Origin of the sequence: Glaciibacter superstes DSM 21135, from assembly GCF_000421145.1 — a bacterium.
Lineage (GTDB): Bacteria > Actinomycetota > Actinomycetes > Actinomycetales > Microbacteriaceae > Cryobacterium > Cryobacterium superstes.
This window is the reverse complement of sequence record NZ_ATWH01000014.1, coordinates 139,963-154,454: the sequence shown is the minus strand read 5'-3', so window position 1 is coordinate 154,454 and position 14,492 is coordinate 139,963. Positions and strand designations below refer to the sequence as shown.

General features: G+C 65.7%; 15 protein-coding genes and 1 pseudogene. All 16 read left to right on the top strand.

The window, feature by feature from the left end:
- Positions 1–41 precede the first annotated feature (41 nt).
- Positions 42–899, top strand: a pseudogene (gene thiD, locus K323_RS27365) (bifunctional hydroxymethylpyrimidine kinase/phosphomethylpyrimidine kinase); the annotation flags it as partial.
- Positions 900–1,012: 113 nt separating this feature from the next.
- On the top strand, positions 1,013–1,321 hold the full coding sequence (locus K323_RS30925) for a DUF7715 family protein (protein ID WP_022886883.1): 309 nt from the start codon (positions 1,013–1,015) through the stop codon (positions 1,319–1,321).
- Between the two features lie 82 nt (positions 1,322–1,403).
- Positions 1,404–2,042, top strand: a complete 639-nt coding sequence (locus K323_RS0119185; RefSeq protein WP_022886882.1) for a nucleotidyltransferase domain-containing protein — start codon at positions 1,404–1,406, stop codon at positions 2,040–2,042.
- A 99-nt stretch (positions 2,043–2,141) separates the two neighbouring features.
- Positions 2,142–2,462, top strand: coding sequence for a hypothetical protein (locus K323_RS29110; RefSeq protein WP_169515693.1), 321 nt, complete (start codon positions 2,142–2,144; stop codon positions 2,460–2,462).
- 354 nt (positions 2,463–2,816) lie between these two features.
- Positions 2,817–3,638: a hydroxypyruvate isomerase family protein gene (locus tag K323_RS27350; RefSeq protein ID WP_022886880.1), complete on the top strand. Its 822-nt coding sequence runs from the start codon at positions 2,817–2,819 to the stop codon at positions 3,636–3,638.
- 34 nt (positions 3,639–3,672) lie between these two features.
- On the top strand, positions 3,673–4,557 hold the full coding sequence (locus K323_RS0119170) for a 2-hydroxy-3-oxopropionate reductase (protein ID WP_022886879.1): 885 nt from the start codon (positions 3,673–3,675) through the stop codon (positions 4,555–4,557).
- Positions 4,558–4,628: 71 nt separating this feature from the next.
- Positions 4,629–6,431, top strand: coding sequence for a glyoxylate carboligase (gene gcl, locus K323_RS0119165; RefSeq protein WP_022886878.1), 1,803 nt, complete (start codon positions 4,629–4,631; stop codon positions 6,429–6,431).
- 38 nt (positions 6,432–6,469) lie between these two features.
- Positions 6,470–7,651 (top strand): glycerate kinase, encoded by a 1,182-nt coding sequence (locus K323_RS0119160; RefSeq protein ID WP_022886877.1) that lies wholly within the window; start codon positions 6,470–6,472, stop codon positions 7,649–7,651.
- A complete protein-coding gene (allB, locus tag K323_RS0119155; protein WP_022886876.1) occupies positions 7,648–9,018 on the top strand; it encodes an allantoinase AllB in 1,371 nt (456 codons plus the stop codon). Before K323_RS0119160 ends, allB begins: the two co-directional genes overlap by 4 nt.
- Before the next feature lie 196 nt (positions 9,019–9,214).
- The gene (locus K323_RS29920; protein ID WP_022886875.1) at positions 9,215–9,706 is read left to right on the top strand and encodes a hypothetical protein; all 492 of its coding nucleotides are present in this window, start codon (positions 9,215–9,217) and stop codon (positions 9,704–9,706) included.
- Positions 9,707–9,730: 24 nt separating this feature from the next.
- The gene (locus K323_RS0119145) at positions 9,731–10,147 is read left to right on the top strand and encodes a phage holin family protein (RefSeq protein ID WP_022886874.1); all 417 of its coding nucleotides are present in this window, start codon (positions 9,731–9,733) and stop codon (positions 10,145–10,147) included.
- A complete protein-coding gene (locus K323_RS0119140; protein WP_022886873.1) occupies positions 10,137–10,436 on the top strand; it encodes a DUF3618 domain-containing protein in 300 nt (99 codons plus the stop codon). Before K323_RS0119145 ends, K323_RS0119140 begins: the two co-directional genes overlap by 11 nt.
- A gap of 287 nt (positions 10,437–10,723) precedes the next feature.
- Positions 10,724–11,482 carry a hydrogen peroxide-dependent heme synthase gene (gene hemQ / locus K323_RS30580; protein WP_022886872.1) on the top strand — a complete coding sequence of 253 codons (759 nt, stop codon included), beginning with the start codon at positions 10,724–10,726 and terminating at the stop codon, positions 11,480–11,482.
- The gene (locus tag K323_RS0119130) at positions 11,482–12,603 is read left to right on the top strand and encodes a ferrochelatase (RefSeq protein ID WP_022886871.1); all 1,122 of its coding nucleotides are present in this window, start codon (positions 11,482–11,484) and stop codon (positions 12,601–12,603) included. The genes hemQ and K323_RS0119130 overlap by 1 nt, the downstream gene beginning before the upstream one ends.
- A gap of 17 nt (positions 12,604–12,620) precedes the next feature.
- Entirely contained in the window at positions 12,621–13,619 is a 999-nt protein-coding gene (gene hemC / locus K323_RS0119125) for a hydroxymethylbilane synthase (protein ID WP_051147441.1), read from the top strand.
- The gene (locus tag K323_RS0119120; RefSeq protein ID WP_022886869.1) at positions 13,616–14,395 is read left to right on the top strand and encodes a uroporphyrinogen-III synthase; all 780 of its coding nucleotides are present in this window, start codon (positions 13,616–13,618) and stop codon (positions 14,393–14,395) included. Before hemC ends, K323_RS0119120 begins: the two co-directional genes overlap by 4 nt.
- The last annotated feature ends 97 nt before the right edge of the window (positions 14,396–14,492 follow it).

Genomic DNA, 14,492 nt, shown 5'->3' with positions numbered 1-14,492 from the left:
ATGACTACCCGATGAACCTGTCTCCGAGCACGAACGAAGGGATGCCACGCATGTTAAGCCATGCCGCCAGAGCGAATCAGAGAGCGAGTCTAAGATCGACCCCCCGAGTGCTCAGTATCGCTGGAACCGACCCCACCGGCGGCGCAGGCATCCAAGCGGACCTGAAAAGCATCGCGGCCAACGGTGGCTACGGCATGGCCGTCGTGACCGCCCTAGTGGCCCAAAATACGCGCGGGGTACGCTCCGTGCACACCCCGCCGGTGGAGTTTCTCCGCGAGCAGCTCAACGCGGTCAGCGATGACGTCGTGATCGATGCCGTCAAGATCGGCATGCTGGCCGATGTCGATGTGATCCGGGAGGTCCGCTCCTGGCTGGAAGCCACCCGTCCTCCCCTGGTGGTTCTGGATCCGGTCATGGTGGCTACGAGCGGTGACCGCCTCCTTGCCCCATCCGCCGAGCAGGCCCTGCGGGATTTGGTGTCTCTCGCCGATCTGGTCACCCCCAATATCCCCGAACTGGCGGTGCTGCTGCAGGAGCCGACCGCGTGCAGCTGGCCCGAGGCGGTGGAACAGGGCAAGCGCTTATCCAGGATCTCGGGGGTGACAGTGCTGGTCAAGGGTGGACACCTGACCGGTGTCAGCTGTCCGGATGCGCTGGTCAACACCCAGGGATTACTGGCCGACACCGTGGTCGAGTTCGCTTCGCCTCGCGTCGACACGAGCAACACGCACGGGACGGGCTGTTCGCTTTCCTCGGCCATGGCGACGGTTCAGGCCCGGACGGGCGACTGGGCCATGTCGCTGTCGCGGGTCAAGGCCTGGCTGCAGGATGCGCTGCTGCATGCGAACGAACTGGAAGTCGGTGCGGGCAACGGGCCGATCAACCACTTTCACCAGCTGTTTGCCGGCCGGCCCCCTCTCGGCTGACCCTGCGCACCAGCTCACGGGTCTGAGTAGTAGTGGAACGACCAAGCCCTTAGCGGACGTTTTCGTTCTACTACTACTCAGACCCCGTGCAGGAGCGGTGCGCCCGTGACCGTCGGGACCCGGCAAACGAGTGCGGATGCTCCCGAGGGTTCGCCGGTCTCTCGTCAGCTCGTCCGACCACCACGGCACGGACTGCCGAGTTTCCCGACCTCACGCTAGACCGGTATGTCACCGCGATCGGCGATGGGCTGGACGCGCAAGGCTGGGGCCGCCAGGATGCCGATTCTTTGGCAGCGCTCATGGTCGACATTGCCAGGCAGTGGCCAGCGGGTACGGTGATTGAACGTTCCTTCTGGGAGTTCTCGGTGCGGGAGATGGAACGTTCCGGTCGCTAACGTGGCGAGCTTGGTGCCAGCACTTCTGATGTAATTTGAACAGTTCTGCTACTATTTCATCAGACCTAAGGGAGCGGTGCAGGTGGACCTCAGTAATCCGATCAGCGCCATCATTCCGAGCCTTGAGGGGCAGGTGCTGCGCGTCCTCGGTCATACGACGGCGCCGTTGAGTGGCTCCCGCATCGCGGAACTTGTTGCCACTGGTTCGAATCCCGGCGTCAGGTCTGCGCTCAATCGACTGGTCCTCCATGGAACGGTTTCCGCCCGCAGATCCGGCCCGTCAATCATGTATACCGCCAACCGGGAGCACCTTCTTTGGCCCGTGATAGAAGCCGTCGTCCAGGCGACGGACGACGTCATGGGCGATCTTGAAGAGCGCATCATCGCTGTCTTCGAAAAGTGTTTCGGCCGTTCCGGCGCCAGGCACACGACGCTTGCCCTTTTCGGTTCTGTCGCACGTTTCAGCAGCACGCTCGAAAGCGATATCGACATCGTCGCCATATTCGCCGATGACGTCAGTTCTCACCTGATTGAGCAGTTCGTCGGCGACCTCACCAGTGAAGTTGAGCGCTGGACCGGAAATGAGTGCAACGTCTTCGACCTGAGTAGCGCACGACTCGCTGAAATGGTCAGCTCTCGCGACCCGATGGTCGCATCCTGGCAGGCAGACTCCCGCACGTTCCATGGACCGGAACTACGGCGACGCATTCTGGATTCCTGACAGATGGCGCGCGTGGTGAAGATGACCAGGTCGGAGATTCAACAACGTGCGGGGACGGCACGGGAGCATCTGCAAGTTGCACTTGAGCGGCTGGAATACGTGGACGGGAAAGCAGGCCCTTCCGCCGAGGCGCAAGTCGCCGCATCGAACGCGATCAGCGCGGGTATTGCCGCTGCTGACGCGATGTGTGGGGCCGTCCTCGGTGAGCGGGCCAATGACCAGGACCACCGAGTCGCCGTTGATCTGCTTGCGACAGTGAGACCAGGTGGCCCGGTCCTCGCCGGTAAGCTCCGACGGTTGCTCAAGGACAAGTCGTTGCTACAGTACGGCGGGTATTGCACGCCGTCGGTCGCCCGTACGATGACACGCGATGCGCAGACGCTCGTGGAGGGAATGCGCGTCTTCGGCGTCACGGGTTAGGAGTTTGGGACGACCGCGCCCCACTCGTCGGTCGGGCTTGCACCGTCCTGAGCTTGCACCGTCTCCTGAGCCTGCACCGTCCTGAGCTTGCGCCGTCCTGAGCTTGCGCCGTCCTGAGCTTGTCGAAGGGTCGAAGGGTCGAGCCCCTTCCCATTGGTCGAGCTTGTCGAGACCCCCGTCTTGGTTTCGGCAGGGTGAACCAGCGACAACGTCGAGACCCATTTCGTCGGTCGTGACCGGCGGGCTCACTCCAACGGTTGACGCATGTGGGGAAGTCGCTTATTCTTTTCACATAGCAGAATCTAGCTTCCGCGATGTGGAAGTCTACGAACCTACTGAATCTGAGGACGTCCAATGTCGTACACCGTGAACTGCTCCATCCTCCTGACCGACCTGCCGCTGCTCGAGCGCCCGGCCGCCGCGAAGGCCGCGGGCTTCGACGCCGTCGAGTTCTGGTGGCCGTTCGCCTCCTCCGTGCCGGCCGACGCCGAGATCACCGCGTTCGAGCGGGCCGTGACGGATGCCGGAGTGCAGCTGACCGGGTTGAACTTCAACGCGGGCGACATGCCGGCCGGCGATCGCGGCCTGGTCTCCTGGCCGGAACGGTCGAGCGAGTTCCGCGACAATCTCGACGTCGTCACCGGCATCGGTGAACGCCTGGGCTGCAGGGCCTTTAACGCCCTGTACGGGAACCGGGTCGAAGGCGCGACACCAGAACAGCAGGATGCCGTCGGTGCAGAGAACCTCGCCCTCGCCGCCGCCGCTGTTGCCCGCGTCGGCGGCACAGTGCTGCTCGAGCCGGTGAGCGGCGCTGCCGCTTACCCGCTTCTCACCGCTGCCGACGTGCTGGCCGTGATCGACCGCGTACGCCGCGAAAGCGGTAGCACCAATGTGAAGCTGCTCGCCGATTTCTATCACCTCGCGGTCAACGGCGACGACGTCGCATCCGTCATCGAAGCCCACGCAGCCGACTTCGGCCACATCCAGATCGCCGACGCCCCAGGGCGTGGCGAGCCCGGCACCGGAGACCTGCCGCTGGGCGAGTGGATCGAGCGCAGCATCGAGCTGGGCTACGAGGGCCACATCGGCCTGGAGTACAAGACCGCGTCAGCCGACCCGTTCGCCTGGCTCACGAACGCAGACCGCGCCGCAGACCGCGCCGCAGCGCGAGCCTGACCCGCTTCAACTCGACTTTCTGAAGGACACGAAAATGACACACATCGCAGTAATCGGCCTCGGCATCATGGGACTCCCGATGGCCATCAACCTGGTCAAGGCCGGGCACACCGTCTCGGGCTTCAACCGCAGCCAGGACAAGATCGACAAGCTCGTAGCCAAAGGCGGCGCCGGTGCATCGAGCATTGCCGACGCCGTCGCCGATGCAGATGTGATCATCACGATGGTTCCGGACTCGCCGGATGTCGAAGCGGTCGTCGGCGGTGCTGACGGGGTATTCGCCAACGCCAAGCCGGGAGCGTATTGGGTGGATGCCTCCACGATTCGCCCCGATGTCTCCGTTCGCCTGGCTGCCGAGGCCGCAGAGGCCGGCCTCAAGGCGATCGACGCTCCCGTCTCCGGTGGCGAGGCAGGGGCGATCGAGGGCACCCTCTCGATCATGGTCGGCGGCGAAGCAGCGGATGTCGAAGCCGTGCGTTCGGTGCTCGATGCCGTCGGCAGCACGGTGGTGCATGTCGGTCCGACCGGCTCCGGCCAGACGGTCAAGGCGGCCAACCAGCTGATCGTGGCCGGCACCATCCAGCTCGTCGCCGAGGCACTCGTCTTTCTCGAGGCGCACAAAGTCGACACCGAGGCCGCCGTGAAAGTGCTTGCAGGCGGGTTGGCCGGCAACCGCATCCTCGACCGCAAGGCGGCCGGCATGATCGCGCGAACGTTCGAACCGGGTTTTCGCGTCGACCTGCACCACAAAGACCTGGGCATTGTCACCGCAGCCGCCCGCGAGGCCGGAGTTGCCATTCCGCTGGGCGCCATGACCGCGCAGCTGATGGGCGCCCTCCGTGCAGAGGGCCATGGCTCACTCGACCACTCCGCCCTGCTGCTCCTGGTGGAGCAGCTCTCCGGACGCTCCAGCAAGTAGTCCGCTCCAGCCACTGATCCGTTCCACTCATTCAACTTTCACTCACCCAGCTTTCACGCAAGGAGAAAATCATGCCAAAGATGCGCGCAGTCGACGTTGCCGTCGCCATCCTGGAGAAGGAAGGCGCCACACAGGCCTTCGGCCTCCCCGGTGCTGCCATCAATCCGTTCTATTCCGCGATGCGCGCCCATGGCGGCATCGCGCACGTGCTCGCCCGTCATGTCGAGGGCGCCTCGCACATGGCAGAGGGCTATACCCGCACGAAGCCGGGCAACATCGGCATCTGCATCGGAACCTCCGGCCCAGCCGGAACCGACATGATCACCGGGCTCTACTCCGCCTGGGCCGACTCCATCCCGATCCTCTGCATCACCGGACAGGCCCCTGTTTCCAAGCTGCACAAGGAGGACTTCCAGGCGGTCGACATCGCCTCCATTGCGGCTCCGGTCACGAAGATGGCGGTCACCGTTCTCGAGGCGGGCCAGGTGCCAGGCGCCTTCCAGAAGGCGTTCTACCTGATGCGCACCGGCCGCCCAGGGCCCGTGCTGATCGACCTGCCCATCGACGTGCAGCAGGCGGAGATCGAGTTCGACATCGACACCTATGAGCCGATGGAAATTCCCCGGCCCGCGGCATCCCGTGCGCAACTCAACAAGGCCCTCGACATGCTCGAGAGTGCCGAACGCCCGGTGATCGTCGCCGGTGGCGGCATTATCAACGCGGATGCCTCCGCCCAGCTGGTCGGGCTGGCGGAGCTTCTGAACATCCCGGTCATCCCGACGCTCATGGGGTGGGGCACCATCCCAGACGACCACCGCCTGATGGCCGGAATGGTCGGCCTGCAGACCTCGCACCGCTACGGCAACGAGACCATGCTGGCCTCCGACTTCGTCATCGGGATCGGAAACCGCTGGGCCAACCGTCACACCGGAGCGCTCGACGTGTACACCGCCGGGCGCCGGTTCATCCACATCGACATCGAGCCGACCCAGATCGGGCGTGTCTTCTCACCGGACTTCGGCATCGTCTCCGACGCCGGAGCCGCCCTCGAGGGGCTCATCGAGGTGGCGAGGGAGCGCAAGGCTGCCGGCACGGTGCCCGACTGGGAGAGCTGGGTCGACAGCTGTGTGGAGCGGAAGGCCACCCTGCAGCGAAAGACGCACTTCGACAACGTGCCGATGAAACCGCAGCGGGTCTACGAGGAGATGAACAAGGCGTTCGGTCCAGACACGCGTTACGTCTCCACGATTGGCCTGTCGCAGATCGCCGGCGCTCAATTGCTGCACGTGTATAAGCCACGGCACTGGATCAACTGCGGCCAGGCGGGCCCTCTCGGCTGGACGCTTCCCGCCGCGCTGGGTGTCGCCACCGCCGACCCCGACACCACCGTCGTCGCCCTTTCGGGGGATTACGACTTCCAGTTCATGCTCGAGGAACTCGCCGTCGGCGCGCACTTCCAGATTCCATACATCCACGTGGTGGTGAACAACTCCTACCTCGGCCTGATCCGGCAGTCACAGCGCGGTTTCGAGATGGATTACCACGTGTCGCTGGCGTTCGAGAACGTCAACTCGCCCGAGCTGGAGGGATACGGCGTCGACCACCTCAAGGTCGCAGAAGGGCTGGGGTGCAAAGCCATTCGCGTGCGGGAAGCGGATGACATGCCTGCCGCGTTCGCCGAGGCCCACCGCCTCCTCGAGGAGTTCCGTGTTCCCGTGGTGGTCGAGGTCATCCTGGAACGTGTGACGAACATTTCGATGGGCGCGGCCGGAATCGACGCCATCAACGAGTTCGAGGAGATCGCGACATCCGCCGCCGACGCACCGACGGCGATCTCGCCCATTGTGTCGCCGGCGCTGTCGCCGGTCGGCTGACCCGCCCCGGCGCCTGAGAGAAACGTCGAGCGAACAGTATGCGCATCGTCATCGCCCCCGACAAGTTCAAGGGATCGCTGACGGCTCCCGAGGTGGCCCGCCACCTCGAAATCGGGCTGCGCTCGGTTGACCCAGACGTTCAGGTCGACCGAGTGCCTGTTGCCGATGGCGGCGAGGGCACTCTCGACGCCGCACTCGGCAGCGGATTCACTCGCCACAGCGCACGCGTCACCGGTCCGAGCGGCCAGCCGCTGGTCGCAGACTTCGCGGTGCGCGGAGCCAAAGCCGTCATCGAAATGGCCGCGGCGTCAGGACTCGACAGGCTCCCCGGCGGTGAACGGGATGCGCTGGGTGCCACGAGCAGGGGAACCGGGGAACTCATCCTCGCCGCACTGAACCTCGGCTGCACCCACATCGTGCTCGCGGTCGGAGGGAGCGCCACGACAGACGGCGGAGCCAGCCTCCTCTCCGTGCTCGGTGCCGGCTTCTTCGACTCTGACGGGCATGAACTGAGCGCGGGAGGGGGAGCTCTCATCCGGCTCGCTTCAGCGGATCTGACCGGGCTCGATCCACGGCTGGAGACCACCAGGTTCACGCTTGCGAGTGACGTTGACAACCCACTGCTTGGTGCGCGGGGTGCTGCCACCGTGTTCGCGCCGCAAAAGGGCGCGACCGCCGCCGACGTTGTGATTCTGGAGGCCGGTTTGGCGGCCTTCGCGGCTGCCCTCACGCGCGCCATCGGGCAGGCGGCAGACGACTTCAGCGGGGAGCCAGGCGCCGGTGCCGCCGGCGGAGTGGGCTACGCAGCCCTGGCCGTTCTCGGCGCCACCCGCCGCCCGGGGGTCGATGTGGTGCTGGAATTCACTGACCTGGCCAGGCGCATTGCCGATGCTGACCTTGTGATCACCGGTGAGGGCAGTCTCGATGAGCAGAGTCTCGGCGGCAAGACGCCACTGGGCGTCGCCAGAGCCGCTGCCGCGGCATCCGTGCCCGTGATCGCGGTCTGCGGTCGTACGACACTGGAGCCTGGTCAGCTGCACGCTGCCGGCTTCGAACGCACCTATGCGCTGACCGACCTCGAGCCTGACGTTCAGACCTGCATGAGCAACGCCGGTGCGCTGCTCGAGCGCATCGGAGCCCAGATCAGCGCGAGCATATCGTCAGAAAGTATTGCATCAGCAAGCCCGGCGCACGCAAGCCATGAAAGAGTACGACAATGACCAACGAATCACCCCTCGTGCCTGCCCAGGGAGTCGAATACGACCTGGTGGTGCGGGGCAGGAAGATCATGACAACCGCGGGAATCGTTGCTCGTGAGGTCGGTGTTCGAGATGGCGTCGTCGTTGCCATGGAACCGCTCGGCAACAATCTCCAGGGCAGAACGACCATCGAGCTCGCCGACGACGAAACGCTGCTCCCTGGGCTCGTCGACACCCACGTTCACGTAAACGAGCCTGGCCGAACGGAATGGGAAGGGTTCGCCTCCGCAACTCGCGCAGCAGCTCTCGGCGGCGTGACGACCATCATCGACATGCCGCTCAACAGCATCCCTGCCACCGTCACCGTCGACGCGCTCGAGCTGAAGCGTTCGGTGGCGAAAGACCAGGTATTCGTCGATGTCGGTTTCTGGGGCGGAGCCATCCCCGGTAACAAGGCGGAGCTGCGTCCCCTTCACGATGACGGCGTGTTCGGGTTCAAGTGCTTCCTGCTCCACTCTGGGGTGGACGAGTTTCCGCACCTCGACGCCGAGCAGATGGAAGAGGACCTGGTCGAGCTTGCGTCGTTCGACGCACTGATGATCGTGCACGCGGAGGACTCGCGGGCCATCGACCGGGCGCCGTCTGCAGAAGGCGACCACTACGACAAGTTCCTCGCCTCCCGGCCTCGTGGCGCCGAGAACATTGCCATCGCCGAGGTGATCGAGCGGGCCAGGTTCACCGGCGCACGCGCTCACATCCTGCACCTGTCGTCGTCCGACGCCCTGCCGATGATCGCGACGGCCAAACGCGACGGGGTGCACATCACGGTGGAGACCTGCCCGCACTATCTCACGCTTCTGGCCGAGGAGATCCCCAATGGTGCGACCGCGTTCAAGTGCTGCCCGCCGATTCGCGAGGCGTCGAACCGGGAGTTGCTGTGGGAGGGCCTCGCCGATGGCACCATCGACTGCATCGTGTCTGACCACAGCCCAAGCACCCTCGATTTGAAGGATCTGGAGAATGGGGACTTCGCGGTCGCCTGGGGCGGGGTGTCGTCGCTGCAGCTCGGACTCTCCCTGATCTGGACAGAGGCGCGACGGCGCGGCATCGGCCTTGAGCAGGTGGTGCAGTGGATGGCGAGTTCCCCCGCGCAGCTGGCCAGGCTGACCCGCAAAGGCCAGCTCGCACTGGGCTACCACGCGGATTTCGCCATCTTCGCCCCCGACGACAGCTTTGTCGTCGACGTGACCAAGCTCGCGCACAAGAACCCGATCACCCCGTACGCGGGCCGCGCACTCTCCGGTGTGGTGCGACGCACCTTCGTGCGAGGTGTCGAAGTCGACGGCAGTACCCTCACCGGCGAACTGCTGAGGCGCGGCGAGGCGTAGCGGCTCTGACTTTCAGGTAACTCTGACTCTCAGGCAACTCTGACTCTCAGCCAACTCGGAGGAATCGTCCGGCTTCGCCGTCACTCCGGCGACTCCACGGCGACACAACCGCGTCATCCGGCGGTAAAGCCATGTGCAGCAATGAGGTTGAGGGTTACGCTGGGTGTTACATGAACGTCGAGGAATGGAGTCACAAATGCGGGGCAAGCTCCTGTTCATTACCGGTGGGTTGATCGGCTACGTGCTGGGCGCCCGTGCAGGGCGCAAGCGCTACGAGCAGATTAAATCGGCCGCTGACAGTTTCTGGAACGCCGAGCCGGTACAACGGCGCGTCGGCGAGGTGCGCGACTTCGCGCTCGACAAGGTCGGCGATGTTCCTGCTGCGCTCTTTGACGCAGGCAAGAAGGTCGTGAACTCGGTCATCGACAAAGCCGGCTCCGGCTCCGGCGGAGCCAAGTCAGGCAGCAAGTCGACAAACAGGTCAACGGATGCCGCGGCGTCGAAGACATCGTCGACATCCGCTGCGTCGAAGTCGGCTGCATCCAATTCATCTGCTTCCAAGCCGTCAGGGACCTCGTCGTCCAAGCCGGCAGCCAAGCGCAGCACCACCACCAACTCAACTGCCAAGTCGACCGCCAAGCCGTCGGCCGGTACCGCGCCCAAGTCGACCGACGACGCAGACGCCTAACCGTCACGAGATGTGGGAGGACCTGTGAGCAACAACGGATTCAACCCGAAGACCAAACGGTCGCTCTTCGCGCTGGTCGGCGAGCTACCTGGCCAGATAGCGACCCTCGTGCAGGCAGAGCTGGAAGCCTTCAAGACCGAGCTGGCGGGCAAGGCCAAGAATCTCGGTGTTGGCGTCGGGCTCTTCGTCGGCGCCGCCGTCTTCGCGTTCTTCGCGGCCGGCGTACTGATTGCGACGGCCATCATCGCCATCGCGCTTGCCCTGCCGCTCTGGCTGTCCGCGTTGATTGTGGGAGTCGCACTGCTGCTCATCGCCGTGATTCTTGCCCTGATCGGGCTGAACAGGGTGAAGGCCGGCACCGAAGAGGACCCAGACGGCGTGCGCGCCAGCATCCGTCACGACGTCGACGCATTCAAGGGGGTCGGAGAATATGACCACTGAAACACTGGAGCCCGACAAGGCCGAAGAGCCGAAAGAGCCGAAGAAGTCGCTGGGTGAACTGCGCGCCGAGGCGCACGCGGCCAGGGGCGAGATCGCCAGCACTCTCGATGCCCTCGAGTACAAGCTCAACATTCCCAAGCAGTTGAAGATCAGGGGCCGCCGGTTCTCGATGGGGCTTCGCAACCTCGGCGAAGACAACCCCGCCGCGTTGGCGGGAATCGCCCTCGGGGCCGTGGCCGTCGTCGGGGCCGTGGTCTGGCTCGGCGTTCGGGCGGTGCAGCGCCGATAGCGCCGCTGGGGCACGCCTGATCCCAGCACATTCCGGATGCCAGGGACCGGTGAACCCGCGCAGGACGACGCTCGGCCGCCGCGATGTCACGAATACTGCACGACGGGACAGATCGGTGCCGAGTTGTGATGTTTCCGGTGACGCGCCGCTGATTCATGATGTTTTCGCGGTGTTCCGGCAGTCATCTGCGGGCCGCGGCCAGCGGCATCCGTCACCTGGACCCCGGTTGCAGAATGGTGGCAGCCCTCCTTTTTGGCACTTGTCGCATTGCGGTGGAGACTAGATGCATGACTCACCCGGCTGCCGGAGAGGCAGTAGACACCACCCAGCCCGAGATCGACACTCGCCCCACAGCAGAAAACCCCGAAACGGGACCGCAGGGATTCACCCTGTTCGCTGTGCTGCGCAAAGATCCGGCGAACCCCGACGACCTCGACGGGCGCGATGTTCAGCACGCTGTCGACGAACTGGATGACGTCGTCGCCCTGGTCGAAGCCGAAGGTGTGACGGTTCGCGGCTTCTACGATGTGTCGGGCTTGAAAGCCGATGCCGACGTGATGATCTGGACCCACGCTCCAGACGCCGAGACCCTGCAGTGGGCAAACCGCGAACTGCGTCGCAGCCGCCTCTTGAAGAGCCTGCTCCCCACCTGGAACGCCATGGGGGTGCACCGCGAAGCCGAATTCAACGCCCGTCATGTGCCCGCGTTCCTACGCGGGGTCCCACCGAAGGGCTGGCTGACCGTTTACCCGTTCGTGCGCAGCTACGAGTGGTACCTGCTGCCAGAAGACGAGCGCAGCCGCATGCTGGCCGACCACGGTCGCCTCGGTGCCTCCTACCGTGGCGCCCTCGCCAATACCGTCGCCGCCTTCGCGCTCGGTGACTACGAATGGCTGCTGCCGATCGAGAGCGACGAGCTCACCGAACTGGTCGATCTCATGCGAGGCCTTCGGGCAACGGATGCCCGGCGTCACGTGCGCGAGGAGGTCCCGTTCTACACGGGTCGCCGCGTCACCTTGGCCGAACTCGTGGAGGTGCTGCAGTAGTGACCGCGTATGACGCCATCCTGCTGGCCGGTTTCGGTGGCCCAGAGGGCCAGGACGACGTGATCCCCTTCCTCCGCAACGTGACCAGGGGCCGCGGAATCCCCGAGGCACGGCTCGAGGAAGTCGCCCACCATTACCGGCACTTCAACGGTGTGAGCCCGATCAACAACCAGAATCGCGCGCTGAAGGCCGCGCTCGAGGCCGAACTCGCCGGCCGCGGCATCAACCTCCCGGTGATCTGGGGCAACCGCAACTGGGATCCATACCTCGCCGACGTCATCACCGACGCGCACGCCGCCGGCCACCGCCGCCTGATCGCCATCGCCACCAGCGCATACAGCTCGTACTCCAGCTGCCGCCAGTATCGCGAGGACTTCGCGCAGGCACTCGCCGCCACCGGCCTCGAAGACGAGGTGCACATCGACAAGGTGCGCCAGTTCTTCGACCACCCCGGCTTTGTGCTGCCTTTCATCGAGGGCGTCACGCAGGGGCTGACGGATGTCGCTGCCGCCGTTCCCGGCATCGACCTCGCTACCGAGGTGGAGGTTCTGTTCGCCACCCACTCCATCCCGTCGACGGATGCCGCCCGCAGCGGCCCCGCCGAGCGCGGTTTCGGTGACGGCGGCGCGTACGCCGCCCAGCACAGGGCCGTGGCGGAGGTCGTGATGGCCGCCGCGACGCCTTCGTTCGTGGACGCCGGCACTGCCGTGAGCTGGCAACTGGTCTACCAGTCGCGCTCAGGACCGCCCACCATGCCGTGGCTGGAGCCCGACATCAATGACGCGATCGCCGACCTGCCGGCCCGCGGCATCCGTGCGGTCGTCATCGTTCCACTCGGCTTCGTGAGCGATCACATGGAAGTGCTCTGGGATCTCGACAACGAGGCGATGGAGACCGCCGGCGAGCACGGGCTGCACGCCGTGCGGGTGCCGACGCCCGGCACCAACCCGGCGTACGTCACCGGGCTCGTCGACCTGGTCATGGAGCGCGTCAACGACGTTCCGGATGACGAGCGGCCTGCACTCACCGAGCTCGGCCCCTGGTACGACGTTTGCCGCCCCGGTTGCTGCGAGAACGTGCGGCTCGGATTCAAGCCCGCGCTTGCCGGGATCGCGCCATGAGCGCCGGAGGCGCGTCGATGAACTCAGCCGCCGGAGGCGCGTCGATGAACTCAGCCGCCGCGGCGACCGCCATCAGGGTCGGCACGCGGGGCAGCGCCCTCGCGATGGCCCAGACCACGACCGTTGCCAATCGCATCGGTGCCTCCGCCGGTGTCGAGATCGAAATCGTGCCCATCACGACGCACGGCGACACCTCGCGTGAGTCTCTGTCGACGATCGGCGGCACCGGCGTCTTCGCCAACGCGCTGCGAGAGTCCCTGCTCGCCGGCGACTGCGACCTCATCGTGCACTCGATGAAAGACCTGCCGACCGGCGAACACCCCGGCCTCGTCATCGGTGCGACGCCGAAACGAGCGGATGCGCGCGACGTGCTCTGCGCCCGCGACGGACTCACCCTCGAGACCCTCCCCGCCGGCTCCCGCGTTGGCACCGGCTCTCCCCGCCGCATCGCCCAGCTGCGTTCGCGGCGCCCGGATCTTGAGATTGTCGACATCCGTGGCAACGTCGACACCCGACTTGGCCGCGTGGCAGACGGCGATCTCGACGCGGTCATCCTGGCCGCTGCCGGGCTGGGTCGCCTTGGCCGGCTCGACGAGGTTGCGACCGAATTCCTCGACCTGTCTGACTGGCCGACCGCCCCCGGTCAGGGCGCGCTCGCCATCGAGGTGCGGGGCGGCAAACTCGACAGCCCAGTCGCCAGGGCACTCGCCGCCATCAACCACGGCACGACCCAGGGTGTCACCTCCGCAGAACGCGGCGTGCTCGCCCGCCTCGATGCCGGCTGCTCTGCTCCGATCGGGGCTACCGCCACGGTCGATGACGGCCTGATCTTCCTGACCGCCACGGTCTACAGCCCGGATGGCACGCGGAAGCTCACCAGTTCGCACGCGGCGACTCCGGAGTCGACCTCGCCCAGGCATCTGGTTGAGGCGGCCGACGACATTGCGGAGCGGGTGGCGACCGAGCTGCTCGCCGGCGGCGCTGCCGAACTGGCACCGCTGAAGGGCACCCCATGAACACCGGGCCCGTGCAGGTGAAGCCCCTGGCCGGCTGGCGCGTGCTGGTGCCGCGGGGCGGCCCGTGGGGCGACCAGGTCGCCGCGAAGCTGAGGGCGAAAGGTGCGCAGCCGGTCGTCGCGCCGATGATCAACTTCGCACCGACAGACGACGCTGAAGGGCTCGATTCTGCCCTTACCCGTCTCGCCGCTGGCGAGTTCGACTGGATGACGGTGACCAGTGCGACCACCGTCGACGTGCTGGTATCGCACCAGGCGCAGGTCGCGGATGGCACGCGCATCGCCGCGGTGGGGGAGACGACCGCGGCCGCGCTACTCGCCGCCGGCTACCACGTCGACATCGTTCCGTCTGAAGACAATTCCGCCCGGGGACTCCTCGCCGAGTGGGAAGCAGCGACGCACGGCGAGATTCCGTTGCGGGTGCTGACGCTCCGTTCCGAGATCGCCAAGCCGCTGCTCACCGAAGGCCTCAAGCGCATCGGGCACCAGGTGTCGTCTGTGGTGGCGTATCGCACCGTCGGGGTTCCGGTCGCCGAGAAGGTGGTGGCGGATGTCGCGGCCGGCCTGGTGCAGGCGATCCTGGTGACGTCTGGGAGTGTCGCAGCGCAGGTGCAGGAGCAATTCGGACCACTGCCAGAGTGCGCGCTGGTGGTCTGCATCGGGCCGCGCACCGCAAAGGATGCCCGCGCCGTCGGCCTGCGGGTCGACGTGGTGGCAGACGAGCGCAGTGCGGAGTCGCTCATCGACGCCCTGGTGAAGGTCGCCCTGGCCCGCTGACCCTCGTCGCGCAGAGGGAATGTCGTGAAATCAGGGCTGGGCACCCGAAAATACACTGGGCACCCACAATTTCGGGTGCCCAAGGCAAGATCGGGTG